Annotated in this window: 23 protein-coding genes; 9 read left to right on the top strand and 14 right to left on the bottom strand. The window is 68.7% G+C overall.

The genetic code is table 11. The annotated features are described in order from the left end of the window. Nucleotides 1–7: 7 nt before the first annotated feature. Nucleotides 8–1,402, bottom strand: a complete 1,395-nt coding sequence (locus ACVV2G_RS32385) for an IS30 family transposase (RefSeq protein WP_453846113.1) — start codon at nucleotides 1,400–1,402, stop codon at nucleotides 8–10. Nucleotides 1,403–2,075: 673 nt separating this feature from the next. Then, nucleotides 2,076–3,059, bottom strand: coding sequence for a hypothetical protein (locus tag ACVV2G_RS32380; protein ID WP_453846361.1), 984 nt, complete (start codon nucleotides 3,057–3,059; stop codon nucleotides 2,076–2,078). A gap of 196 nt (nucleotides 3,060–3,255) precedes the next feature. On the opposite strand from ACVV2G_RS32380, the gene tap reads away from it, so the two are divergent. From tap to ACVV2G_RS32365, 3 genes are all read left to right on the top strand, one after another. Next, nucleotides 3,256–5,499, top strand: coding sequence for a telomere-associated protein Tap (gene tap / locus ACVV2G_RS32375; protein WP_453846360.1), 2,244 nt, complete (start codon nucleotides 3,256–3,258; stop codon nucleotides 5,497–5,499). Between the two features lie 12 nt (nucleotides 5,500–5,511). Then, nucleotides 5,512–6,069 carry a telomere-protecting terminal protein Tpg gene (tpg, locus tag ACVV2G_RS32370; RefSeq protein WP_453846359.1) on the top strand — a complete coding sequence of 186 codons (558 nt, stop codon included), beginning with the start codon at nucleotides 5,512–5,514 and terminating at the stop codon, nucleotides 6,067–6,069. A gap of 471 nt (nucleotides 6,070–6,540) precedes the next feature. Next, nucleotides 6,541–7,002 (top strand): hypothetical protein, encoded by a 462-nt coding sequence (locus ACVV2G_RS32365; protein ID WP_453846358.1) that lies wholly within the window; start codon nucleotides 6,541–6,543, stop codon nucleotides 7,000–7,002. Between the two features lie 109 nt (nucleotides 7,003–7,111). Here ACVV2G_RS32365 and ACVV2G_RS32360 read toward each other — a convergent pair whose 3' ends face one another. From ACVV2G_RS32360 to ACVV2G_RS32350, 3 genes are read right to left on the bottom strand one after another with little or no spacing between them, the layout of a single operon-like run. After that, nucleotides 7,112–8,176: an aldo/keto reductase gene (locus ACVV2G_RS32360; RefSeq protein ID WP_453846357.1), complete on the bottom strand. Its 1,065-nt coding sequence runs from the start codon at nucleotides 8,174–8,176 to the stop codon at nucleotides 7,112–7,114. Next, entirely contained in the window at nucleotides 8,173–8,958 is a 786-nt protein-coding gene (locus tag ACVV2G_RS32355; RefSeq protein WP_453846356.1) for an SDR family NAD(P)-dependent oxidoreductase, read from the bottom strand. Before ACVV2G_RS32355 ends, ACVV2G_RS32360 begins: the two co-directional genes overlap by 4 nt. Continuing rightward, nucleotides 8,955–9,635 (bottom strand): SDR family NAD(P)-dependent oxidoreductase, encoded by a 681-nt coding sequence (locus ACVV2G_RS32350; RefSeq protein WP_453846355.1) that lies wholly within the window; start codon nucleotides 9,633–9,635, stop codon nucleotides 8,955–8,957. Before ACVV2G_RS32350 ends, ACVV2G_RS32355 begins: the two co-directional genes overlap by 4 nt. Nucleotides 9,636–9,707: 72 nt before the next feature. Here ACVV2G_RS32350 and ACVV2G_RS32345 point away from each other — a divergent pair, with 72 nt between their 5' ends. Further along, nucleotides 9,708–10,214, top strand: a complete 507-nt coding sequence (locus tag ACVV2G_RS32345; protein ID WP_453846354.1) for a MarR family winged helix-turn-helix transcriptional regulator — start codon at nucleotides 9,708–9,710, stop codon at nucleotides 10,212–10,214. Nucleotides 10,215–10,440: 226 nt separating this feature from the next. Here the strand turns inward: ACVV2G_RS32345 and ACVV2G_RS32340 are convergent, their stop codons facing one another. From ACVV2G_RS32340 to ACVV2G_RS32325, 4 genes are all read right to left on the bottom strand, one after another. Continuing rightward, on the bottom strand, nucleotides 10,441–11,052 hold the full coding sequence (locus tag ACVV2G_RS32340) for an FG-GAP-like repeat-containing protein (RefSeq protein ID WP_453846353.1): 612 nt from the start codon (nucleotides 11,050–11,052) through the stop codon (nucleotides 10,441–10,443). A 323-nt stretch (nucleotides 11,053–11,375) separates the two neighbouring features. Then, nucleotides 11,376–12,044, bottom strand: coding sequence for a Type 1 glutamine amidotransferase-like domain-containing protein (locus tag ACVV2G_RS32335; RefSeq protein ID WP_453846352.1), 669 nt, complete (start codon nucleotides 12,042–12,044; stop codon nucleotides 11,376–11,378). 392 nt (nucleotides 12,045–12,436) lie between these two features. After that, the gene (locus ACVV2G_RS32330) at nucleotides 12,437–13,234 is read right to left on the bottom strand and encodes an alpha/beta fold hydrolase (RefSeq protein WP_453846351.1); all 798 of its coding nucleotides are present in this window, start codon (nucleotides 13,232–13,234) and stop codon (nucleotides 12,437–12,439) included. 111 nt (nucleotides 13,235–13,345) lie between these two features. Beyond that, on the bottom strand, nucleotides 13,346–14,521 hold the full coding sequence (locus ACVV2G_RS32325; RefSeq protein ID WP_453846350.1) for an MFS transporter: 1,176 nt from the start codon (nucleotides 14,519–14,521) through the stop codon (nucleotides 13,346–13,348). A 203-nt stretch (nucleotides 14,522–14,724) separates the two neighbouring features. On the opposite strand from ACVV2G_RS32325, the gene ACVV2G_RS32320 reads away from it, so the two are divergent. After that, a complete protein-coding gene (locus ACVV2G_RS32320; RefSeq protein ID WP_453846349.1) occupies nucleotides 14,725–15,297 on the top strand; it encodes a TetR-like C-terminal domain-containing protein in 573 nt (190 codons plus the stop codon). A 416-nt stretch (nucleotides 15,298–15,713) separates the two neighbouring features. Continuing rightward, nucleotides 15,714–15,983: a hypothetical protein gene (locus ACVV2G_RS32315; protein ID WP_453846348.1), complete on the top strand. Its 270-nt coding sequence runs from the start codon at nucleotides 15,714–15,716 to the stop codon at nucleotides 15,981–15,983. A 72-nt stretch (nucleotides 15,984–16,055) separates the two neighbouring features. Here the strand turns inward: ACVV2G_RS32315 and ACVV2G_RS32310 are convergent, their stop codons facing one another. Continuing rightward, complete coding sequence (locus tag ACVV2G_RS32310) at nucleotides 16,056–16,253, bottom strand: hypothetical protein (protein ID WP_453846347.1); 198 nt, start codon at nucleotides 16,251–16,253, stop codon at nucleotides 16,056–16,058. A 478-nt stretch (nucleotides 16,254–16,731) separates the two neighbouring features. Here ACVV2G_RS32310 and ACVV2G_RS32305 point away from each other — a divergent pair, with 478 nt between their 5' ends. After that, nucleotides 16,732–17,001, top strand: a complete 270-nt coding sequence (locus tag ACVV2G_RS32305; RefSeq protein ID WP_453846346.1) for a hypothetical protein — start codon at nucleotides 16,732–16,734, stop codon at nucleotides 16,999–17,001. Nucleotides 17,002–17,764: 763 nt separating this feature from the next. Here the strand turns inward: ACVV2G_RS32305 and ACVV2G_RS32300 are convergent. Then, nucleotides 17,765–18,520: an MBL fold metallo-hydrolase gene (locus tag ACVV2G_RS32300; protein ID WP_453846345.1), complete on the bottom strand. Its 756-nt coding sequence runs from the start codon at nucleotides 18,518–18,520 to the stop codon at nucleotides 17,765–17,767. Nucleotides 18,521–18,556: 36 nt separating this feature from the next. Next, entirely contained in the window at nucleotides 18,557–19,360 is an 804-nt protein-coding gene (locus tag ACVV2G_RS32295; protein WP_453846344.1) for an alpha/beta fold hydrolase, read from the bottom strand. A gap of 98 nt (nucleotides 19,361–19,458) precedes the next feature. On the opposite strand from ACVV2G_RS32295, the gene ACVV2G_RS32290 reads away from it, so the two are divergent. Continuing rightward, a complete protein-coding gene (locus ACVV2G_RS32290; RefSeq protein ID WP_453846343.1) occupies nucleotides 19,459–19,878 on the top strand; it encodes a MarR family winged helix-turn-helix transcriptional regulator in 420 nt (139 codons plus the stop codon). A 953-nt stretch (nucleotides 19,879–20,831) separates the two neighbouring features. Next, complete coding sequence (locus ACVV2G_RS32285; RefSeq protein ID WP_453846342.1) at nucleotides 20,832–21,284, top strand: Rrf2 family transcriptional regulator; 453 nt, start codon at nucleotides 20,832–20,834, stop codon at nucleotides 21,282–21,284. A 126-nt stretch (nucleotides 21,285–21,410) separates the two neighbouring features. Here ACVV2G_RS32285 and ACVV2G_RS32280 read toward each other — a convergent pair whose 3' ends face one another. Then, entirely contained in the window at nucleotides 21,411–22,133 is a 723-nt protein-coding gene (locus ACVV2G_RS32280) for a type 1 glutamine amidotransferase domain-containing protein (protein WP_453842372.1), read from the bottom strand. A 47-nt stretch (nucleotides 22,134–22,180) separates the two neighbouring features. Next, nucleotides 22,181–22,983: alpha/beta fold hydrolase (locus ACVV2G_RS32275; RefSeq protein WP_453842373.1), on the bottom strand; the 803-nt coding region annotated here is incomplete at its 5' end.

Raw genomic sequence — 22,983 nt, 5'->3', positions numbered from 1 at the left:
ACCAAATTCAACCGGTCGTTGCAACACCGGCCTGTTGGAGCAACAGTAGCTGCTCGTTGAACACCTCGGCCGGTGTCCTCCAGCCGAGCGTCTTGCGGGGACGGGAGTTGAGGGCATGGGCGACGGCCTCGATCTCCTCGGCGGACCACCTCGAGAGATCGGTGCCCTTTGGGAAGTACTGTCGCAGGAGTCCGTTGGTGTTCTCGTTCGTGCCGCGTTGCCATGGGCTGTGAGGATCGGCGAAGAACACGGGAATGCCGGTCTCGACTTTGAATTTCGCGTGTGCCGACATCTCCTTTCCTCGATCCCATGTCAGCGACCGTGCCAGCTGCTCGGGCAGTGTCGACATCGTATTGGCGAGTGCGTTCTTCATCGTGGTCGCCCCGTAACCGGCCAGCGCAGGACCATTCTTGACCGTGTGTTTGTGCCGATAGCCTTCCTCGCGCGGCAGGTGAATCAGCATCGTGAATCGAGTTGACCGCTCGACGACCGTGCCGATCGCGGAACGCTCCAGCCCGATGATCAGGTCCCCTTCCCAGTGGCCGGGAACGGCACGGTCCTCGGCCTCGGCAGGCCGTTCGCTGATCAACGCTTCGGGTGTCACGTGTGCCCAGGTCTTGCGACGTGAACGAGCACGCGGGGCGCGCAGCGCGCGGCCTGTGCGAAGGCACAAGATCAGCTCACGCTTGAGCGCCCCGCGGCCCTGGATGTAGAGCGCCTGGTAGATCGCCTCGTGGCTGATGCGCATGGACTCATCATCCGGGAAATCACGCTTGATCCGGTTCGCGATCTGCTCCGGACTCCATGCCTGCACCCACGCGCGGTCCTTGCGGTGCGGCTTGTTCCGTCCCGTCCACTCACCCGTCGCCGGCCCTGCGATCGCCTTGCCACCGGGCGTGCTGATCTGTCCGGACAGTCGCTCCTGGACGTACGCGTGCAACCGAGGATTGGCGACCAGCTTTGCCGTTTTCGGGCGGCGCGCGGCCATATCCGACTTCCACTGTGCAACCGATGCCCGGTAGTCGAGCTTCCCACTCCTGGTGGCCGCGTTGCGCCGCAGCTCACGGGAAATCGTCCCCGGATCACGGCCGACTTCCCGAGCGATTTCACGTACGCCCTTGCCCTGGGCTTTCAGGAGCGCGATCTCCTCCCGCTCACGAAACGACAGATACCTGCCCGAATGCGGCTTCGGATCGAACGGTCGCATGCCGCCACACTGGCGGAACCAGCGCGTGGCCACCGCCGGCGCCACGCCGATAACCCCGGCCGCCTCCTCGGCGAGAAGACCCTTGGCGATCTCGTCCCAGAAAGCCGCTTCCACGTGACGCTGGTACTTCGGATGCCCCGGGGACCTCAACTTCGGCCGCACCGCCCGATCGGCTGCCTGCTGACGACGAACCATCCAACACCTCGCTGGTCACGAGGTGTTGCGACGACCGGTTGAATCCGCCCTGGCTGCCCGCGTCGCTGTGGTGTATCAACTCGCCCCGTGCCTGGGGGTGTTCGTCGCGTTCGCGTTGCCACAGTGCCATCTCCAGAGCGTCCAGGACGAGCTGGGTCTCCATCGACGTGGAAGGGGCGATCTTGCAGTCGTGCTCGGTGAGTGTCCTGCAGATCGGCCCGCCCCCGCCGAAGCGGCCTTGGTGCTCGTCGACGCACGCTACGAGCGTGTGTGTGGCCGGTCGAACTCGGCCGCGAAGAAACTCGCCGCGGCCTTGAGGATCTCGTTGGCCCGCTTCAGCTCGGCGTTCTCCTTCTTCAACGCCTTGAGCTGGGCGGACTCCTCCGTCGTCGTCCCGGACGCGTCCCCGCGTCGATCTCGTGCTGCTTCACCCGGTTCCGCAGCGTCTCGCAGGAGCCGATGCCGAGCTTGTCGGCGACCGCCTGCAAAGCGGCTGTCTCATTGGGGTGGTCGTCGCGCACCTCGGCGACCATACGCACCGCACGGCGGCGGAGCTCAAGCGGGCAACGGGAAGGCCGCGCCATGACTCGATCCTTTCATGAGATCGAGTCTCCATCCGGGGCGATTCAGCCCGGCGGGCGGCCGCCGTCCGCTGCCGCATGCGCGCTGTTGGTCAGTCGCTGGTTTCCTGCGGATAGCCGTCGTCCAGGACGATACGGATGGTCTGGCCCTGCCCGGCGGGATCGGTGAGTTCGGCGGCGATGCGGTTGTAGGTCATGGTGGCCAGAGCCCATTCGCTCTGCAACGGAGCCGTGGTGGAGCGGGTGTTCCACAGCTCGATCAGCAGGGCGATGAGGGAACGCCCGGACAGGACGGTCTGGACGCGGCCCTCGCGGCCGTCCTTGATGTCCTCGACGGAGGGCGGGGTGCGGAAGTGGCTGTGGCCGGCGGCCAGGGCGGCGAGCCACTCCCAGGTGTCGCGGTGCGCGATCAGTTCGACGGAGGCCACGCCGGCGGCCTTCAGCAGGAGGACGCCGTGGGCGATGCGTGGGTCATCCGCTCCGGTGGAGGCCTGCGGCGGCGCCGCGGAAGGCTGGCCGGCGGATGTGCCGGTGCCCTGGTAGGCGGCCTCGATGGCGTTCTTCAGCGCGGGGTCCTGCTCCTGGGCGCCGTCCTCGGGCTGCGGCTGGCGCTCGGTGTTCTCCATGATTCCCCCCTGGTGTTCGGTGTCGTCGAAGGCGGTCGGCCAGGCTTCGGCGGAGGCGGTCAGGCCATAGCCGGCTTCGGGGCCGGTCGGCTGCTCCGTCTCCCCGGAAGGCGCCGGCGTGCTCTCGCCGGGCGTCCCGTGCGGAGCGGGGGACCGCAGGACGTCAACGAGGTCGAGCAGATGCCGCAGTTCGCCCCGTGTGTCGTTCAGGTCGCTGATCATCCGGTCCTGACGCCGGCGAATCTCCCGGTTCTCCTCGCGCAGCCCGGTGACGCCCCCCTCGATCTTTTCGAGGATCTTCAGGCGGCTCTGGACCAGCTCGCCGTGCAGCGCGGTCAGCCCGACCGTCGGATCGTCCAGACGTTCCAGACGTGGTTGCGCCGCCTCCAGCTGGTCCTGCATCTCGGCGAGTTTCTTCATCGCCTTGTCGAACTCACTTTTCCACCCCACGTGACCCCCTGGTTACCCCAAGCAATGAGACCGCTCCTACCTCCCCATGGAGAACTCGCACAACGCGGCCGTTTCCAGCCCTTCCCTGACCGAGATCACGCCACTCGACCACGAACGTGATTCGTACGCGATTTGTACGCTGAACGTACGCGATTCGTACGTTTTGTGGAGTAGGGTGTGGGTCGGGAGGTGTTCCATGTCCGAGTTGTTCGACGCGGTCGATGCACTGCTCGCGTCCCGCGCCAAGCTGCCGCCACCGACGGAGCGCAAGCGGCTGCGTGCCGCGCACGGCCTGACGATCGACGAAGTGGCCACCGCACTGAAGGTGCGCCGGGCCACGGTGTCCGGCTGGGAGTCCGGCAAGACCGAGCCCCGCCCGCCGGAACGTGACGCCTACGCCCGGCTGCTGGACAAGCTCGCGGAGCTCTACCCCGCACCAGCCGAACCGGCCGCACCCGTCCAGGACGCTGCGGTACCGGCCACGTTCACCGCCGCGTCCGCCCCGGCACAAGCGCGGACTCTGTCCACAGGGGAGGCGTCCGAGGCTGCGGACATGACTGCAACCGAGAACACCCACACCCCTGCTCCTGTCGCCGCTGCTCCGGCGGTCGCTCCGCGTCCGGCGCGCACCATCAGGACGTCGTCGACGTCGCGCCGCCCGGGTGCGAAGAAGGCGGCCCCGGCCGGCCCCCCGGGCTCCGCCGATCCGCGGTTCGAGAACGGGCCGCTGGCGGTCGTCGATGTCGAGGACGGGCAGGTGCTGGCGTACTGCACCGGCGGCCTGGTCCTGGACGTGCCCGCCAAGAGCATCCCGGCCCTGGTCGACTGGACGCTGCGCGAGGCGAAGCTCGGGCAGCCGAAGCTCGCCGGTCCGGGCAAGGACGCCGACCCGCTGATCGTGCTCACCGAAGCCGCGCTGGAGCGCTACGGCCTTCCCGTCACGCTCACGGAGGAGGAGCGCCTCGCCGGGCGGATCCCGGAGGGCCACAAGGTCATCAAGCAGCTCGCGCGTGCGGAGTGGAAGCTGACCAAGCGCGGCTTCGGCCCGTGGGCGCGGATCTACCGCCCCGCCACCGGTTCGGAGCGGGCCTGCGTGCAGCTGTGCATCCCCTCCTGGAACGCGCTCGACACGCGGCACTGGGGCGAGGCCGGACAGCTCCCGCCGGCGGAGCTCGCCCGTGTCCTCGGTGTGTATGCCTCACGCGTGATGACGCCGCGCGGCTCCACGGCCGTGACCGGCCTGGAGCTGATGACCGCCCTGCACCCGCCGACCCGAGCCACCGCGCCCGACAAGAACGGCAAGCGCACCGGCGAGCACAACCCCGGCTCGCTGGGCAGGGACGCCATCGACCCGATGAACTGGCCGCCGTGCGAGGTCCCCGACGGCCACCCCGTCCTCAAGGACCTGCCGCGGTTCCACGTGCGCGGGCCCGCCGAGAAGCTGTTTGAGGAGGCGTACGACTGGGCACGGCCGATGACCGACGCGGAGTGCACCCTGCGGCACCTGGTCGGCATCGACGTCAACATGGCCTTCGCCGCCGGCGCCAACGGTCTGAACGTCGGCCTGGGCGAGGCGACGCACGTCCAGGCCCCCGTATTCGACCCGAAGCTGCCCGGCTCGTGGCTGGTCGACCTCTCCCACGTCGACCTGTCCCACGTGAAGGTCGGCAAGGAGTGGGTGAAGCTGGACGGCAGCCTGCTGCCGAGCCCGTTCACGCCGAAGGGCGAGCGCCCGACCGGCCCGGCCTGGTACGCGACGCCCACCGTCGCCTACGCCCAGGAGCTCGGCTACGAGGTGCGCCCGATCGAGGCGTGGGTCCGGTACGACAACGGCCGCTACCTGGACGGCTGGTACAACCGGCTCCGTGACGCCTACCTCGCCACGATGGCCGACCTCGGCGTCGACGCCGACCTGGCCCCGGCCGACTTCCTCGCGGCGATGGACGGCTACAAGGCCCGCGACCCGGAGCTGGCAATCGTCGTCTCGGCGATCAAGGCGACGGTGAAGGGCGGCCTGGGCAAGCTGCGCGAACGCCCGCGCGGGGAGGGCTGGCGGCCCGGCGAGCCGTGGCGGGCCCTGTCCCGCCCGACGTGGCGGCCGGACATCCGCGCGGCGGTCATCTCCCGCACCCGGGTCAACCTGCACCGCAAGATCGTCAAGCACGCCGCTTTCACCGGACAGTACCCGGTCGCGATCCTGTCCGACTGCGTCGTCTACGCGGCCAACGGCACCAGCCCGCTGGACTTCCTGCCCCACCGGGACGGCAAGCCGCTGCCCGGCGGCTTCAAGCTCGGCATCAACCCCGGCCTGGTCAAGCACGAGGGCACGCAGGACGTCCTGTGGGGCGAGGAAGTCCGGGAGCGGTTCAACGCCCCGGAACTCAACCTCGCCCGGTACATCAAGGACGGCACCGTCACCGACGTCGGCAACGGAGAGTAGGAGAGGGCCACGATGAGCCTGTTCGGGGACGGCCTGGAGGCCGCGGTGCAGAAGGCGTTCACCCGCCCGGCACCCAGGAGCGCGGGCGCGCAGATGCGGTACCTGGTCAAGCAGCTCAAGAGCACCAAGGCGGTCGCCCAGATGCTGCGGATCTCCCAGCGCACCGTCGAGCGCTACGTGAAGAACCAGATCAAGAAGCCCCGCCCGGACCTCGCCGCCCGCCTGGAAGGCGAGGTGAAGAAGCGGTGGCAGCCGCAGATCCGGGCCAAGGCCCGGCAGAGGGCTGCGACCACCGACGGCATCGTCATCGACACCCGCGCCCGCATGGGCTACACGGCCCCGATCGGGTCGACGGACCAGGACCGCATCCGGCACCTGACCGTCGCCCTGCCCCCGCAGCACGCCGCCCGCCTCTTCGACGCCCATCAAGCCGGTGCCACCGACCAGCAGCTCCAGGACATCACAGCCGAAGCGCTCAAAGAGGTCTACTTCCAGGACAGCGGCCGCCGCGCCGGCAGCCTGGAAGAGGTCCGGTTCACCGACATCGAGCACCTCGAGTTCGACCTGTAGGCCGCTCCCTCATCACGAGCGCGTCGTCCCCGGCATTGAAGCTGCCCGGGGCGACGCGTCGCGCATTTTGGGCGGACCGACCCCAGGTCAACATTTGCACCGCTCGTTTGACAGAGCCAAGCTACGGCCGCGTCGTGTCGACGGTCACGTATCCCTCCACCGGCAGCGTCAGTTTCCTCACCCGAATGTTCGTACCGCACGTCCCTGAACCGCCCGAGCTGGCGCTGTCAGCGTTGTGGTCGTCAGCGCGCGCTCCCAGCTGCCCGGCAGCGCCGCGTACCGCTAACGGGTGGTGTACCAGGACCCAACGGCCAAATGCCTTGATGTGTCTACATAATGCGTGATGCGAACCGTCCCGGGCGCTGCCGCCCGACATCATCGAGGAGCAGCATGTTCAGTAGCACGGTGGCTCACCACGCGGACCTGTCGACCGCAGCCGCAGCGGCTGCCCGACCCCGCTTGCGTCGTCTCATGCGCAAAGTGGCGGGAGTCTCGGCAGCTCTTGGGGCTCTCGTCCTGCCGCAGGTTCTGTCAGCGCCTGCAGCCCACGCGGCCGTCCGCGAAGTACACGTTGCTTACCTCGACAGGGACACCCTGGGATACACCCAGTACGACGTACGCTTCAACGGGAGCGTCCAGCCCGTGGCAGCACCGAACCTGGATCCGAGGAGGACGTTCGGTGTGAAGGGCACGCTCGATGCGTACTGCCCGGACAACACACTGACCAACCAGTACGTCAAGCTCCAGGTGCGGGCCAGCCGCGAGAACCACAGGTTCGAGTTCGAAGCGCGGTGCGACGAGACCCCCAGGGAAATCTCCTTCTGGAGCACCCGCGACTACCCGGGCGACACCATCTCGTTCCGAGTCGGTGCCACGAGTGGCATCCTCAACAGCTACCAGTACGGCCCGACAGTCGCCTACGCAATCGACTGACCCTTCAAGACGTCGGACAGCTCAGCCGCAGCGAGGGCTTGAGTCTGCCGGCACGCGGCACGCAGGCCGTTCGGTGACCGGCTGCCGGGCGCGGGGCCCGGCAGGCTGGTCAGGCGACGGGAACGGCGGGGCGGATCAGGTTGTCGGCGGTGACGTATTTCTCGCCCTCGCGGTTGTGGACGTGGGGTTCTCCGAGGGTGAAACCGCCTGCGGAGTCGAGTTCCGTCATGTCCTGTTCTGTGAGAGCGAGGTCGAGGGCCTCCAGGTTGCTGGACATGGCCTGCGCGGTGGGTGCGGAGGTGATGGGTACCAGTGCGGTGGGTGAGCGACGGGCACGGTGCAGGACCCAGGCGAGGCCGACCTGGGCGGAGGTGGCTTCATGCCGGTCGGCGACCTTGGCCACGGCCTCGCGCACGCTCAGGTCGGCGGGTGTGGGCCGGTTGTTGGCGGACCAGTGCAGTAGACGTGCTTCGTCGCCCCCGGTACCCGGATAGGAGCCGGTGAGGAACCCGCTGGACAGGGGTGACCAGGCGCCGAAACCGATGCCGAGGGCCTCGGCCATGGGGATGATCTCGCGTTCGGCGCCGCGTTCGGCCACTCCGTACTCGGAGGTGACCGCGGCGATGGGAGACCAGCCGTGCTGCTCGGCGATGGCCTGCCCGCGGGAGACCCGCCAGGCGGGGAAGTTGCCCAGACCGCCGTAGCGCACCTTGCCCGAGCGGACGAGGTCGTCGAGACCTCGCAGGATCTCCTCGATGGGGGTGACCGCATCGTGGGCGTGCAGCCAGTAGAGGTCGACGTAGTCGGTGTTCAGGCGGCGCAGGGTACCGTCGATGGCGGCCATCATGGCCTTGCGGCTGTTGCCGACACGGGCGTGTCCCTCGGTACGGGTGGAGCCGACGGAGTACTTGGAAGCGATGACGAAGTCCTCGCGGTCCTTTCCCACCAACTCGCCCACGAGCCGTTCGGACTGGCCGCCCTGGTAGCCCTCGGCGGTGTCGATGAAGTTGCCGCCCGCTTCCGCGTATGCCTCGAACACGGCGCCAGCGTCGTCGACTCCCTCTCCGGGGCGACTGAGTCCGCCGATGCCTTCATGGGTTCCCAGCAGGCCGGTGCCCAGGGAGATTTCGGAGACACGCAGACCGTTGTTGCGGCCGAGGATCCGGTATTTCACGAGACGTGCTCCTGAGGGGGAGGGGTCGTACCGACGGAGGCTCCGCCATCGACCACCAGGGAGGTTCCGGTGATGTAGGCGGCTTCGTCGCCGGCGAGGAAGAGGGCCGCCCGGGCGATGTCATCCGGCTCGCCCAGCCGGGGGACGGGGAATGAGGTGGCCATGGCCTCGGCCATCGGAAGGATGTCCTCCTCGGTGAGCATGGAGGTACGGATTCCGCCGGGATGAACGGCGTTGGCACGCACCCCGTCGTGGCCGTAGGTGACGGCGACGTGGCGGACGAGGGAGCTCAGGGCGGCCTTGGCGGACTGGTAGGCGGCGTTGGCGGGAAGAGCGGTCTCGTTGCCGTTGGTCGCCGAGATCGCCACGATCGATCCCCTGCCGAGTTGTCGCATGCCGGGCAGAACGCTGCGGATGCCGTGGAACGCGCCGGTCAGGTTGACCTGGAGTGAAGCGGTCCAGTCCGGTTCGGTCAGGTCGGCCAGAGCGGGCTGGGACATGGTGAAGGCGTTACTGACCAGTACGTCGACCGGCCCGTAGCGGTTCTCCGTCTCCTGGCGTGCCTCGTCCCACGCCTCACGCGAGGACACGTCGAGGCGCCGGTAGAAGGCGCGGCCACCGGTCGAGGTGATCCCGGCGACGAGCGCCTGCCCCTCGCGGTCACGGATGTCGGTGACCGCGACGCGGGCTCCTTCCGCCGCGAACAGCCGGGCGATGGCCGCACCGATGCCCCGGGCGGCTCCGCTGACCAGAACGTTCCGCCCGTCAAGCCGCCCGCTCACAGGACACCGCTGCCGGTGTAGAGCACCTCGGCGTCCTGCCGCGAGCGGTGAAGGTCCAGGTAGGTCTCGGACATGGTGTCAGGCATACTGGCCGGTCCTTCCTGCCCGATCCAGGTCGCTATCGCCACGTGTGCGGCGTACACACCGGTTCCCTCAAGGGCCGCATGCAGATTCAGGACCCAGTTGCGCAGCGCGCCGGACGCCGCAGCGATGTTCGCGAACGGCGGGTGCACCACCGGCCCCGAAGAGGCTCCAGTACTGACGAGGATCGTGCCGCTGCCCCGGGCGATCATGTCGGGCAGCACCTGCTGCACGGCCGTCACGCCCCCGAACAGGTACACGTCCAGCTGCGGCAGCAGCGCCGCCACGCTGAGGTCGGTGGCCCCGACGGCGTCGACGGCAGCCGGGTCGCTGGGTGCCGGAGAGTATTCCAGAACCTCGACCGGTCCGAAACGTTCCTTGATGGCGTCGAACGCCTTCACCAGCGCCTCACGGTCGGTGACGTCGGCGACGAACCCCTCCGCCCGCACTCCCTCCTGGGTGAGGTCGCGCTCCAGCTTCTCCAGTGTCCGCGCGGTGCGGCCGATCAGAGCGACGTCGAACCCCTCTGCCCCGAAGCGCCGCGCGATCGCCTTGCCCAGCCCCGGGCCGGCTCCCACGATCACAGCTGTACTCATAGCGACTCCTATATCGTTTCGCTGGATGAATGATTTATAACTCTAAACCATCCTCGATGCTAGATTACTTTCATGACCGACGACCCAGTGATCGACGCACACCGCTCCCGCCCCGGGCTCATGCTCGCGCTGCTCGGCGCCGAGGCGATGCGCCGGTTGCGAGAGGCACACACCGCTCATGACCTCAGCCCGCGCCAGTTCCAGATCCTTGGTCTGCTGCATGACCGGGGCGTCCTCGGTCAGGGTGAGCTGGGGCGTCTCACCGGTGTCGCGCCCAGCGTCCTGGTCGCCTTGCTCAACCCGCTGGAAGCCGCCCACCTCGTGCAACGTCAACGAGACCCGGTCGACCGCCGCCGTCACGTCGTCGCCCTCACCGACACCGGTCGTGCCCGCTTCGACCGCGCCTCCCAGGCTCAGTACGATGTCGAGGACACGCTCTTCGCCGCCCTGAACCCCGCGCAACGTGAACAGCTGCGGGACCTGCTCACCCGCGTCCGCGACGATCTCACCCAGCACCAGGATCACTGCGCCACCCCGGCCTCGCTCGAACCAGGGCCAACAGCCGCAGGCGAGCGCTGACCGCCGCGCCGCGGCGCGCGGCATCTCGGAGGGAGCGGAGGTATCTGCCGGGCCGCGCCGTTCCGGAGCACTCCGCCGTTCAGCGCGCCGGCTACTTCGTTCCGCTCCCGTGACGCCGGACGGTCGAGCGCGTTGTGGTCAGGGTTCGTCGGGCAGGGAGCTGCGAAACGGCCGGTGCCGGCTGGAGGATCGCTCCACGGTCAGCACCGACCGACGGACGGGGCGATCAGAGGTTGCCGCCGGTGATGAGCCGGCACCGCATGGAGCCGCCGTCGTAGGTGACGACGTAATCGGCCCTGCCGTCTTCGCTGATGTCCCGGAACGTCGGCTTGTCCCCGGGGCAGTCCGTCTCGCGTACGAAATCGAGGTGTTCGGTGAAGCCGCCGCCCCCGCCACCGCCGTCGTTGAAGTAGGCGTGCACGGTGCCTGTGCTGCCGACCACCAGGTAGTCGGCCCGCCGGTCGCCGTTGACGTCGGCCAGGCGCAGTTTGTCGCGGGAGCCGTACCAGACGCCGGGTGCCCAGTCGAGGCGTTCCATCCAGTGGATGGCGTTGCCGCCGTCGGCGGGGGTGTTGGTGTAGGCGTGGACGGACCCGTCGGCTCCGGTGCGCTGGTAGTCGTCGCGTCCGTCACCGTCCACGTCGGCGAAGCGGATGGCGGCACCCGTGGCGCCGCTGCTTCCCGGGCGACGACTCCGGCGTAGTTGAGCTCGAAGGTGCCGCCGCCGCTGCGGTACCAGGCGCGCGGGTTCGGCCAGGTCCGCCGTGGTCACCGCGCTCATGTCGGCCAGTTCGACGTGACTGCCCCGGGTCCGGCGCGCCTCGACGAGCGCGGGCAACGCGGCGTTGAAGGCGTCGATGCGGGGTTGCAGGCCCCCTGGTGTTTTTGACGTGCGCCTTTACACACCGGCAACAGCGCGCCAACCAGCCATTTCGGCGGCGTCCCACTCACGTCCGCCCGGCCGCAGGCCGCTTCAAGGAGGGCGGCGGGGCAGGAATCGGGCCGGCCGACGCGGTCGCGGCTGCCCCGGGCAGCAGTACAACCGGGCAGCCGGTCCCGGTTCGGCGGGCAGCAGCACGGGTAATCGCTGCCACACGCTGGCCTTGTCCCGGGCCGCGACCGCCGCGGCCCGCCAGCACCGCTCCTTCTCCCCACCACAGGTCAGGGATGCAAGCGCCACCGGCCCTCGGAAACGACATCCAGCTTGCCGTCCCTGACGCGGACGGCTGTCTCGTCGTCGATGAAGTAGATCGGGAAGTCCGCCCGTGCGGCGATACGGTCGGCCCAGGCGTCGCCCCGCTCGGGGAAGTCCGCCGAGTACAGATGGGGCTTGAGGTACCAGTCGAAGAGCCCGAACGGCGGCTCCACGGACGTCTCCCCGAGCACACGCAGGTCCTCGGTGTCCCCGATGACACCGGCGGAGTCCTGGGTGAGATGACGGCTGAAGACCATGGAACCGGCGCTGAACCCCACGTAGACCCGGCTCTCCAACGCCTCCAGAATCCCGTCGGCCAGGCCGTTTCCGGTGATGCTGCGCGCGAGATGGTAGTGGTTGCCGCCGCCGACGTGGATGACGTCGGCGTTCAGCAGCCGGTCGAGCACCATCTGCCGGGGCAGGCCGTTCAGTTCCAGGACATCGAACTCCCGCCAGCCCAGGGCGTGCAGCCGGTTCATGTCGGCGAGGAACCACCCGTGGTCCCCGGGCTCGGCGACCGACGCCGTCGGCACGTACACGACGTTCGCCGCCCCGAACGGTTTTCCCAGCATGTCCCGCAGAGCGTCCCGCAGGGTGTCGTTGCGCAGGCCACCGGCGGTCAATAGAAAGTTCACCGGGCGAGCCAAGCACGGCCGCGGTGTACGCGCAACGAGCGCGGCATGCACCACGCCCGCCGCAGAGAGCGTCCTGTCCGTCCCCTCGGCGGGGTGCGCTGCGCCTCTGTGACGCGGCGGCGCAGTCGGTAGCCGTACAGCGGCCCGGCAGGAACCAGAACCTCTCTTCCTGTGCGCAGGCGTTCACGCGCTCGTTCACTGGTAGGAGAAGCCACCACCACGTAAATGCACGCGAGCCCCTCGAATCGATCACGAATCCGTTGGCCGCCGTTCGCAGAGCCTCTCTCAAAACCGGCATGAAGGACGGCTCTCCCATCTCGGCACCGTCGTCTCATCGGGTCTCCGCTGGGGATTCCGGTGCCGGAGGTGGGCGAGCCGAATCGCGTCGGTCCTTACTCGGTTGTCACGCTGGCCAGGAGCTTCGCCGTGCGCTCGGGTGCTTCCACCGGGAAGTGGTGGCTGCCCAGGTCGACGAGGAGGATGTCGAATCGGTCCCCGTAGCGGTCGATCGCTTCCTGCGTCGCGAAGGCACGTATCGCGAACACGGTGATCGGCTGCTTCGTCTCGCGCAGTGCTGCGTCCATGTCCCAGTGGACCAGCCCCTCGATGGAACGCAGACCAGCGGGCTGTCGCACCGCAACCATCTTCTCGAAGTACGCGTTCTTGAGAGCTGAGTCGAAGCCTGCCGGCGAGCCTCCTTCGACGAGGCCCCGCACTCCGGCAGCAAAGTCCTCACGGAACATGTGCACCATCGCGGCGGTCTGCTCTTGACTCTGCGCCGGGAAGAGGGACAGATAGGTGAGCGAGTCGAGTGCGACCACATGTGAGACGTTGTCGGGGAGGAGTCGGCCGACTTCGACGGCGACCGCCCCGCCGAGGGAGTGCCCGGCTACGACAGCTGTGTCCACCGACTCGGCTTCCAGCACTGCCGCCACGTCACGAGCGAACTCTTCCATGGTCCAGACGTCTCGCGTCGACCGTGACTCGCCATGCTCGGCGAGGTCGACCGCGAGGACGCGGTAGTTCGCGGGCAGATGGTCGGTCACTGCGTCGAAGTCGCCGCGGTTGCACGCCCAGCCGTGGATGAGGACCAGGGTCGGGCCTTCGGCCGGACCGCTGACCGTGTACCGGATCGTCGTGTGGTCAGATCGCTGGACCTCGAGGTTCTTCTTGTCCCTGCTTGCAGGCATCAGGATGTCTCCCTGGTTCTTGAGTTTTTGTTCCGCATTGGCGGAATGCCGTGTCTGAGCTGGTCTGACGGGAGGTGTGGCCGAGCGGGTGCCTCTGTCATGGCCGACGCGTCACCGGGACGACGGCGTCACGACGGCACGGCGCTGCACCCGCATCTGGTTCAGGCGCAGTGCGAAGGCGGAGAAGGTGAGTACTACGATCGCCAGCCCGTAGATATCGGTGGCGGTCCTCAGGCCCAGGGCGGTGACGGCGATTCCTCCGAGTACGGCGGGCACGCTGTTTCCGAGGTAGCCGATGATGTTGGCCAGGGCGAAGATGGCGCTGCGCTCGTGCGGCTTGGCGATCCGGGCGAAGGTACCGAAGGTTGCCAGTACCGATGCGCCGAAGCCGAGGCCTGCGACGACGGTGCCGACGGCGGCCAGCCAGGCGAGGTTCTCCGCCGTACCGGCAAGCGATATCAGGGTGCCGAGCCCCAGTAGCGCGGACGAAGGAGCCAGCAACGAGGTCGTGGGACGGGAACGGAGCAGGGCGATCGCGAGCGCTCCGGTGCCTGCCAGGAGCATCACGACGACGCCGCCGATCAGACGGTTGTGCAGCCCCAGCAACTCGGCCGCGACGGACGGGCCGAGCGAGAGGTAGAGCCCGGCCAGGCCCCAGCCGGCGATCATCGCCGGCACCGCCGGGACGATGTCTGCGCGCAGATACGCCGGCATCGCGACCCGTGGGCGCAGGGAGGCGACGGCTCCCGGCCGGCGCGGCGACGTTTCCGGTATCAGGGCGACGACCACTGCCGCCAGCACCATTGCGCCGAGCAGCAGCGCGTAGATCAGCCGGGTTGGAGCGGGACCGAACTGCACCAGCGCTCCGGAGCCGAGGGCCCCGAGAGCGAGCCCGGTCAGGGGAGCCACCGACGTGATGACGCCTGCGCGCCCGCGGGCGTGCGACGGTTCGAGATCGACGATGGTGGCACTCAGGGTGGTCGTCGCCGCGCCGGTCGCGACGCCCTGCAGCACCCGGGCGATGGCCAATACGAACACGTTCCCGGCGGAAAGGAACAAAATGAGCGCCACCATCTCTAGTCCGATCGCCGCGGCGAGCACCGGACGGCGGCCGAGGTGGTCCGACAGTGCCCCGATGACGAGCAGCGAGCCCAGGAGGCCGACCACGTAGAGGGCGAAGACGACGGTCAGCACCCACGCCGTGAACTGCCATTGCTGCTGATAGAGCGCATAGAGCGGGGACGGTGCGCTGGATGCGGCCAGGAAGAGGACGAGAAGGGCGGCCACGGCGGTGAAGGCTCCCTTCGGCGGCACACGGTGTAGGTCGCCGGGGGGCGGTGACGTGGGGGCGGTAGAGGGCACAGACATGTTTGGCCTCGCAGTGATCATTGCGTTAGTGGCTCGACGGTAGCACAAACGCATCGATCGCTGCAAAATAAACGCAGTGATCGATGCGTCGAAAAAGCAGTGATCAGTGCAATACTGGTCGCATGACCGCTATGGCTTCCCCACCGCCCCATGTCGGCAGCCGCCCGGGCGGCCGCTCCGCCCGAGTGCGCGCAGCCGTCCACCGGGCCGTCAAGGAACTGGTCGCCGAGGAGGTCGGCGAACAACTCACGATCCCGGTCGTAGCAGCCCGCGCAGGAGTGCACGCCACCACGGTCTACCGTCGCTGGGGCTCCGTCTCCGACCTGCTCGCCGACGTCATGACCAGCCGTTTCTCCGGCGATATCGTGGTGCCGGACACCGGCAGCCTTCGCGGGGATCTGGAACGCTATGCATCCGACCTCGCCAAGGACCTCAGTGACCCGGACACCCTCGCCCTGGTGCGCGCCACCATCGGCACGGGCGGAGAACAAGGCGCCGCCGCGTGTCGCGGAGAACGCCAGCAACAGCTCGAAGCCGTACTCGGACGGGAAAAGGCCCGGGGTAATCAGACCCCGGCCCTCGAGCACGTCACAGACGCCGTGCTCGCCCCTCTGTACTACCGCGCCGTTTTCACCAACCTCCCCCTCACCCCCGAATGGACACGCGCCCTCGTGTCCCGCCTGCTCCCGGACTGACGGCTCACCATCGGCAGCCCATGACGCCGCCACCCCGCGACCCCATCATCCGAGAACGAGATCCACACGCACGGACGCCGCTGCCCGCACGCCAGACGCCGGTATCCGCAGGCTGCGAAAACCGCATCCGGCCGGCAGTGGGGCCTGCCCCGTTTTCGGTGCGGTGACGCCACCATCTCCGGCGGGAGATGAGCCGTGTGACGTCGTTGCGGTTGGGTGACTGCCGCTTCACCTGGTCTTGGCACCCCCTTCTCGGGGCGATCTGCCTCCTTCTCTACGACTCGAGCCGTTGCCGGGCCGGCAACTGTGTCCGGCGTCGCCCTGTCATCGCTGGGACTCACACCTCAGGCGGCTCGTCACCCAGGTCGTGAACGAGGTGCCGCAGCGTTGCGGCACCCCTTTGCTGAGGCAGGCCCGTGGCCGGTGAAGGGGACCTGTGGCGCAGGCTGAGCCGCACACTCGAGCAGGCCGTCACGACTCTTCCCGATGGCGCGGTGCTGGTCCTGGCGGTGGACGCGGCGGACAACAGCGCGGTCGCGGCCAGAGAGCGCGACGAGCGGAGCTTCCTTGAGAACCTGGTCGCTCCCGCCCTCCGCGCAATCCCCCGACGGACGATGACCATTCCGGTGATGACCGACGCCGAAGCCGCTGGCTGGCTCACCGCCACCGCGGCCGGGGAGATGTGACCTACGTCCCGAACACACCACGGGCCCCCGGGAAGACGCTGGGGCTGGGCGGCCTCGCGCTGATCAACGCGGTCAGTGGTCGACATATCCGTCTGCCTTCTCGTGGATGCCGTCCGGTCGAATGTGCGGCCAGTACACCAGCGCCCAGCCCAGGACGACGAGCCCGGTCCACGGCCCCGCGACGACCGCCATGACGAGCGGCCCCGTAACCGTGCCGATCCGGCCGCCCGTTCGGATCCGGCGGGAGGTCCGCCACAGTGCAGCACTCACCCACGTACTGAGATCACCTCGACCGGTGGGGTGCCAGCGTATGGAAGACATCGCGCAGGACCACCGGAACAAGCGCCGCCCCTGTCGCGGAAATGATCCAGTCCATGGTGTGGCCTCTCGTGCCGTCCCTCATATCAAACCCGAGGAGGGCAGCGGCCGCAGACCCCTTGGCCGGCGTCTCGGGCACACGCAGCCCCGTAGAACCCCATCCGGCAGGCGCTGACCGTGCCTGCGCCAGAGGGGAGGTGCAAGGTTCTCCCACCCGACTCGGCCCTATCCCCGCGCCTGGCTGAGCGGACCTGCGTCGCTGCCTTGGGGCCGGTTCCGCCGAAGCGACGGCCACAGGATTCGGGCGATCGTTCAGTGGGAACCCGGAACAACGGCCGTCCGACCGAGCAGTGTTGCTCGGCACTGTCCACTGCAAGGGAGTACCTGGGTGATGGATTCACTCACGTTGATCACGGGTGAGGGGCAACAGGTGGAAAAGGGAAAGGAGTTCGCTCCGCTGGCCGTCATGGCCCGTGCCGGCGGCGAACCGGCCGGAGGCCAGGTGGTGAGTTTCTACGTGGACGACCCCCAAGGAACCGGCACCGACTTCCAAGGCGGTTCTCCAGTCATGATCACCACGTCCTCGGACGGCGCGGGCAGCACGGATGTTCCGCTCATCGCCGGTGAGTCCCCGGGCACCGTCCAGATCAAGGTCATCGCGGACGGAGCGCACACCGAATTCCCTCTGGAGGTCGTGTAGAGCCGTCAACCAGGGCGCGGCCGAGGCCGTCCAGGACTGCGTCTGAACCGCCCCGGTTCGAAATGGAGACTCGATCTCATGAAAGGATCGAGTCATGGCACGGCCTTCCCGTTGCCCGCTTGGGCTCCGCCGCTGTGCGGTGCGTATGGTCGCCGAGGTGCGCGACGACCACCCCAATGAGACAGCCGCTTTGCAGGCGGTCGCCGACAAGCTCGGCATCGGTTCCCGCGAGACGCTGCGGAACCGGGTGAAGCAGCACGAGATCGACGCGGGGACGCGGTGGAGGAGACGACGATCCCACGCTCGAGCATCAGCTCCTCGACCTCGCGGAAGCTGAGCGGGAAGCGGTGATACAGCCACACGCAGTGGGAGATGACCTCGACCGGGTACCGGTGACCTTTGTACGACGGCGGCGTGCTCTCCACGTGCGGCTCCTCCAGCATGATCAGCCCGGAGACCATCCCTGGCCAACAGTCAACGGGACAGCGCCGGCTGGAGCCTTACGGGCTGATGACGGCGGGAACAGGTTCAGGGCCCTGCGGCCCGGTGGCGGGCCCTGAACGTCTGCGCGGGACGCAGGGGAGCGTTGCACGTACCGCCATGCAACAACCTGACCAAGCCCTGCCGGGCGTGATCGTCCACGTCACTCGGCGGGACACGGCCTTCTACGGCTCGATCGGCTGTAGAAGGCCGTTGGCTCCGGTGGTGGCGTGGGTGGCCGGCAGGTCGGCCGGGAGCTGCGGGAGGTACTGCTCGTCGGTGTTTACGGGACCTGTACGCGTTCGCCGGTGAGGGCGATGCGGACCTCGATGCCGGGGGCGAGGCGGGCGACGGCGTCGGCGTAGTGGCGGGGGTCGGGGTTGGTCTTGGTCATCATCTGGTCGCCGAGGCGGCCGCTGTGGAAGGCGTAGTGGTGCGGGATCGCCAGGGTGGGGCGCAGCGCCGCGGTCAGGCCGGCGGCTTGTTCGGCGTCCATGACGAACTGCCGCATGCCGAGCGGGCGGACGCACAGGCCGTTGGTCGGCAGGATGGTGAGGTCGACGGGGCCGATCCGGTCGGGGATGGTGTCGAGTTCGGGGACGCGTAGCGAGTCGCCGCCGAAGAACACGGTGCGGCCTTCGGCCTGGAGGACGAAGGTCACCTCGTGGACGCCGTGCTCGCCCGGGGTTGCGGTCACCACCAGGGGGCCGACGGTCGTCGTCTCCCATGCCTCGATGGTACGGACGTCACGGAAGCCCTTGCTGCGGGCGATGGTTGCGACGGTGCCTGGGCCGATCAGCGGGACGGAGAGGTCGAAGCCGCCGTCGAGCAGGGCATCGAGGTCGCAGTGGTCGTAGTGCTCGTGGCTGACGACGACAGCGTCGATCCGGCCGAGGCCGGCGACGGTCGTGGCGAGCTGTTCGCCGGGGTGGTAGGTGGCGGTCTCGGTGAACCAGGGGTCGGTGAGGATCCGGGTCTCGCCGATCTCGACCAGCTGGCAGGCGTGCCCGATCCGGGTCGCGGCAAGGGGGGTGTTCATGGGTTCTCCTGCTTGGGAGGCGATTGTTCAGGTGGGTCAGGCGCCGAGGTCGAGGTCGAGGATGGCGCCGAGGAGCTCTTCGGGGGTCTCCAGCTGGGGGAGGTGGCCGGTGCGGGGCAGCAGGGTGAAGGCGGCGCCGGGGATGGCGGCGGCGTAGGCGCGGCCGTAGTCGGGGGTGACGATGCCGTCGCTCTCACCCCAGATGACGTGGACGGGCAGGTGGAGGTCGGCCAGCCGGCCGGCGAGTGTCGGGTCGGACATCGTGGGACCCGTGTAGCCGATCAGGGCCTGGAGGTCGGGGCTCGGCCCGGCCTGGCCGGCGGGCGGAACGGGTGCCTTGCGCGGGTCGTGGAAGGAGTAGGTGCTGATCTGCTGCGGTGTCATGCCTGCGAGGTCGGTGATGGGGTGGCCGTCCACCTCGATGCCGACGCCGTCGACGATGACGGCGCCGCTGACACGCGGGCTTTCCTGCAGGGCGATCTCGGCGGCGAGCCAGCCGCCGAAGGAGTTGCCGACAACGGTGACGTCGGTGAGGTCGAACTCCTCCAGCAGCGCGACGTATGCGCGGGCCAGCGCGGTGACGCCGGTGAGGCCGTCGGCTTTGGGGGTGCCGCCGAATCCGGGGTGGGTCGGCAGCAGTACCCGGGTATGGGCGCGCTCGGCGAGGAGATCGGCGAAGCCGGCCATGGTGGGGATGCCGCCGCCTCCGTGCAGGAGCAGGAAGGGGCGGGTGCGGTCGCGGTCCTGGACGGTCATCTCGACCGGTCCGGCAGGGGGTGTGAGGGTGTGGCTGGAGGTGCGGGTGGGCCGGAGGGAGCCGGCGGGGACGAGGGCGCTCATCGTCTTCACATCTTCTCTGCTTCTAAGTTTCCTTATATAAGGAAGCTTAGATCAGGTCTCGTATCTAAGCAACCTTGGATTGGAAGTAGACTTGGGCCATGCATCAGCCCTCCGATGTCGGCCTGGCCATCAAGCGTCTGCAGCACCGGCACCACCGCGCCGCCAGCCAGGTGCTGGCTCCGCTCGGCCTGTCGCTGGTCCAGTGGGACACCCTGCGCCACCTGCACGCCAAGCCCGACGCCTCGCTGCACGACCTGGCCGTGCTGACCTTCCAGACCGACCAGTCCTTCGGATCGCTGGCCGCCCGCATGGCCGACCGCGGCCTGATCCAACGGGTACCGGGCCCCGGGCGCGCCGTCCGCCACCGGCTCACCGAGGAAGGTGCACGGCTGCTGGCCGAGGGCCAGACCGCGGTCGACGCCCTCACCGCGGCCTCGTTCAGCGCCCTCACCCCCGACCAGCTCGACCAGCTCGGCGTCCTCCTCGACATCGCCCTCGGCCCCGACCCCACCGCCTGACCCCCCGCCGGCCTGCGCGAGAGGGCCCAGCACGGCCACGGCACCTACCTGCGCTCGCGAGGAGCCCACTACATCGCCGTCGTCAACAAGAACCACCCCGGCCTGTTCGACCGCGTCCGCACCCTGCCCTGGCGTGAGATCACACTCGACCACTACGAGCGCACCCGGGCGCACCACCGCGACGAGATCCGTCGGCTGAAGACCGCCGCGTTCGCCCACCTCGACCACCCCGACGCCCGCCAGGCCCTCCAAGTCGTGCGCTGGAGACGAGACCTCGGTTCGGGCAAGCTGACCATCGAACGCATCTACCTGATCACCAGCCTGCCGCCCGGCGCGGCCACCGGGCGCCCAGCTCGCTTCCCGGATCAGAGGCCACTGGGGTATCGAGAACCTTCTCCACCACGTCCGTGACCGGACCTTCCGCGAGGACGACTCAAGATCCGTACCGCTCGACTGCCCCGCACAATGGCCAGTCTCCGGAACCTGGCTATCGGCCTCCACCGGCAGGACGGCCAGAGGAACATCGCAGCCGCCCTCCGGCACGCGGCCCGCGACTACCGTCGGCCCCTGGCCCTCCTCGGTCTCACCGGATGAATCCGGACGAGATCACTTCACGCAAAGACCCTGATCCAGAGACCAGAGGTGGCGACAGCCGCAAAGCAGCAGCAGTAAGGGAAAGAGACGGGCTTCCTGACCTCAGGCTCGGCACGGTGCCGGATGCCTGCCACGACGCCTTGGGGCTTCATGCTTCTGATCACCCACCGGACGCCCCCGCCTGGCGGGGACAAGTCCGTCGGCGTGCCGGCGGGCGGAGCGTGAGGTGGTCCCCGACGGCGGCACCCTGATCTCCTACGGGCGGCTGGGTTCCGGCACGACGTCGCTGCCTGGTCCTTGTCGGGTCCCCGGACGGGCGCCTGTAGCCACGATGGTGACAGAAATGGCAAGATGGGGTAATGGCCCGCTCCACAAACACCCGATTCGCCGTCGCCGTGCACGTACTGGTCATCCTGACAGTCGCCCCTGACGGCCAAGCCGTGAGTTCCGAGGAGCTCTCCAAGAGCGCCAATGTCAACCCTGTCTACGTACGCCGCGTGCTCGGACCGATGCGGAACGCCGGGCTGGTCCGGTCCCGGTCCGGCGTGAACGGCGGCTGGGAACTGGCAGTCGACCCCGCTCAGATCACTCTCGAACAGGTATGGCTGGTACTCCAGGGAGACGAACCCGTGCTCGGACTGCACGGCCCCGATCCCACCTGCGTCACGGGCCGGTCCGTCCAGAAGTCCCTGGTGTCGATCGACCGTGCGGTCGCCAACGCTGTTGCGACGGCCCTCGGACACTTCACCGTGCAGGAGATCTCGCAGGGTGTTCCGGAGGCGGCGCTGCTCCTGGAGGGCATGCGACTGTGATCCTCTCCGTCCGCCGGCCGAGGAGGACCGTGCCGTAAGGCGGAGGATCGGTCAGAGACCGTTGCGTGAAACGCTTCCGGCCCGCCGGGCTGATGCCCGGCGGGCCGGAAGCACGAACAAGATCTTTCACGTGGAGGCGGACAGGCTCTCCTCACCGGCGGATCCGGCCCGAGCCGTGGTGAAGGTGATGAGGGCGTCGGCTGCCGGGCCGGAGGAGGCGGGGTTCTGGCCGGTGATGAGCAGGCCGTCCTGGACGACGTAGGGCTGCCAGTCGCCGATCTTGGAGTAGTTGCCGCCGAGCTTGATGAGTTCGTCCTCGACGAGGAAGGGGACGACATCGGTGAGCTGGACCCCTTCCTCCTCGGAGTTGGTGAAGCCGGTGACCTTGCGGCCCTGGACCAGTGGGGTGCCGTCCTCGTTGACGGTGTGGCGCAGGACGCCGGGGGCGTGGCAGACCAGGGTGACGGGCTTGCCGGAACGCAGGGTCGTCTCGATCAGGCGGGCGGAGGTGGCGTCCTCGGCCAGGTCCCACAGCGGGCCGTGGCCGCCGGGGTAGAAGACGGTGTCGTAGTCCTGGGCGTTGACCGAGTCCAGGCGCACGGTGGTCGCCAGCGCTGCGGTCGCTTCCGCGTCGGCCTCGAAGCGGCGGGTCTGGTCGGTCTGGTTGGCGGCCTCGTTGCTCTTGGGGTCCAGGGGCGGTCGGCCGCCCTTCGGGGAGGCGAGGGTGATCTCCCAGCCGGCCTCCTTGAACCGGTAGTACGGCGCGGCGAGTTCCTCCAGCCAGAACCCGGTCGTGCGACCGGTGTCACCGAGCTGGTCGTGCGAGGTGAGGACGACGAGGACCTTCATGATGACTACTCCTGTGGATCAGTGGGCCGGACGGGCGGGGATACGGGTCACCGGGCGAGGAAGGCCAGCAGGGCTTCGTTGACCTCGGCGGTGTGGGTGGTGAGGAGTCCGTGGGGTGCGCCGTCGATCTCGGTGTACTGGGCGGTGGGCAGGGCCTTGGCGAAGCGCCGGCCGGTGGCGTCGACGGGCAGGGTGCGGTCTGCGGTGCCGTGGACGATCAGAGCCGGGACGTCGATCTTGGGGATGTCGGCGCGGAAGTCGGTGGGCCAGGTGAGCGGGGCGGCGGCCGAGGCGATCGCGCCCGATCCGGCGGCGACGTTCCAGGCGTTGCGGACCGCTTCTTCGCTGACGCGGGTGCCCAGGTTCTCGTCGAGGTTGAAGAAGTCGTTGTAGAAGCCGGTGAAGAAGGCGTACCGGTCCTTCTTCACCGCCTCCGAGACACCCTGGAAGAAGGAGGCCGGCGCCGCGCCGTCGGGGTTGTCGTCGGTGATCTCCAGGAACGGCTCCAGCGAGGCCAGGAACGCCGCCTTGGCCACACGCGCCGAACCGTACGTCGACAGGTAGCGGGCCACCTCACCCGTGCCCATCGAGAATCCGACCAGCACCGTCTCCCGCAGGTCCAGTGTCTCCAGCACGGTGTTCAGGTCGGCGGCGAAGGTGTCGTAGTCGTACCCCGTCGAGGGCTGGCTGGACTTGCCGAAGCCCCGCCGGTCGTACGTGATCACCCGGAAGCCCGCGTCCAGCAGGGCCGACGTCTGCCCCTCCCACGAGTTCCCGTCCAGCGGGTAGCCGTGGATCAGCACCACCGGCTGACCGGTCCCCTTGTCCTCGTAGTGCAGCTCGATGTCCG

The sequence above is a fragment of the Streptomyces sp. JK94 genome, from assembly GCF_053613315.1.
The sequence above is the reverse complement of the archived record's forward strand: the minus strand, read 5'-3'. Positions and strand labels throughout refer to the sequence as shown.

What these genes read in the sequence shown, in the direction of transcription:
- ACVV2G_RS32385 (WP_453846113.1), bottom strand. Translation starts at nt 1,402, where the DNA reads ATGGTTCGTCGTCAGCAGGCAGCCGATCGGGCGGTGCGGCCGAAGTTG.
- tap (WP_453846360.1), top strand. Translation starts at nt 3,256, where the DNA reads ATGTCCGAGTTGTTCGACGCGGTCGATGCACTGCTCGCGTCCCGCGCC.
- tpg (WP_453846359.1), top strand. Translation starts at nt 5,512, where the DNA reads ATGAGCCTGTTCGGGGACGGCCTGGAGGCCGCGGTGCAGAAGGCGTTC.
- ACVV2G_RS32365 (WP_453846358.1), top strand. Translation starts at nt 6,541, where the DNA reads ATGCGCAAAGTGGCGGGAGTCTCGGCAGCTCTTGGGGCTCTCGTCCTG.
- ACVV2G_RS32350 (WP_453846355.1), bottom strand. Translation starts at nt 9,635, where the DNA reads ATGAGTACAGCTGTGATCGTGGGAGCCGGCCCGGGGCTGGGCAAGGCG.
- ACVV2G_RS32345 (WP_453846354.1), top strand. Translation starts at nt 9,708, where the DNA reads ATGACCGACGACCCAGTGATCGACGCACACCGCTCCCGCCCCGGGCTC.
- ACVV2G_RS32330 (WP_453846351.1), bottom strand. Translation starts at nt 13,234, where the DNA reads ATGCCTGCAAGCAGGGACAAGAAGAACCTCGAGGTCCAGCGATCTGAC.
- ACVV2G_RS32320 (WP_453846349.1), top strand. Translation starts at nt 14,725, where the DNA reads ATGACCGCTATGGCTTCCCCACCGCCCCATGTCGGCAGCCGCCCGGGC.
- ACVV2G_RS32300 (WP_453846345.1), bottom strand. Translation starts at nt 18,520, where the DNA reads ATGAACACCCCCCTTGCCGCGACCCGGATCGGGCACGCCTGCCAGCTG.
- ACVV2G_RS32295 (WP_453846344.1), bottom strand. Translation starts at nt 19,360, where the DNA reads ATGAGCGCCCTCGTCCCCGCCGGCTCCCTCCGGCCCACCCGCACCTCC.
- ACVV2G_RS32290 (WP_453846343.1), top strand. Translation starts at nt 19,459, where the DNA reads ATGCATCAGCCCTCCGATGTCGGCCTGGCCATCAAGCGTCTGCAGCAC.
- ACVV2G_RS32285 (WP_453846342.1), top strand. Translation starts at nt 20,832, where the DNA reads ATGGCCCGCTCCACAAACACCCGATTCGCCGTCGCCGTGCACGTACTG.
- ACVV2G_RS32280 (WP_453842372.1), bottom strand. Translation starts at nt 22,133, where the DNA reads ATGAAGGTCCTCGTCGTCCTCACCTCGCACGACCAGCTCGGTGACACC.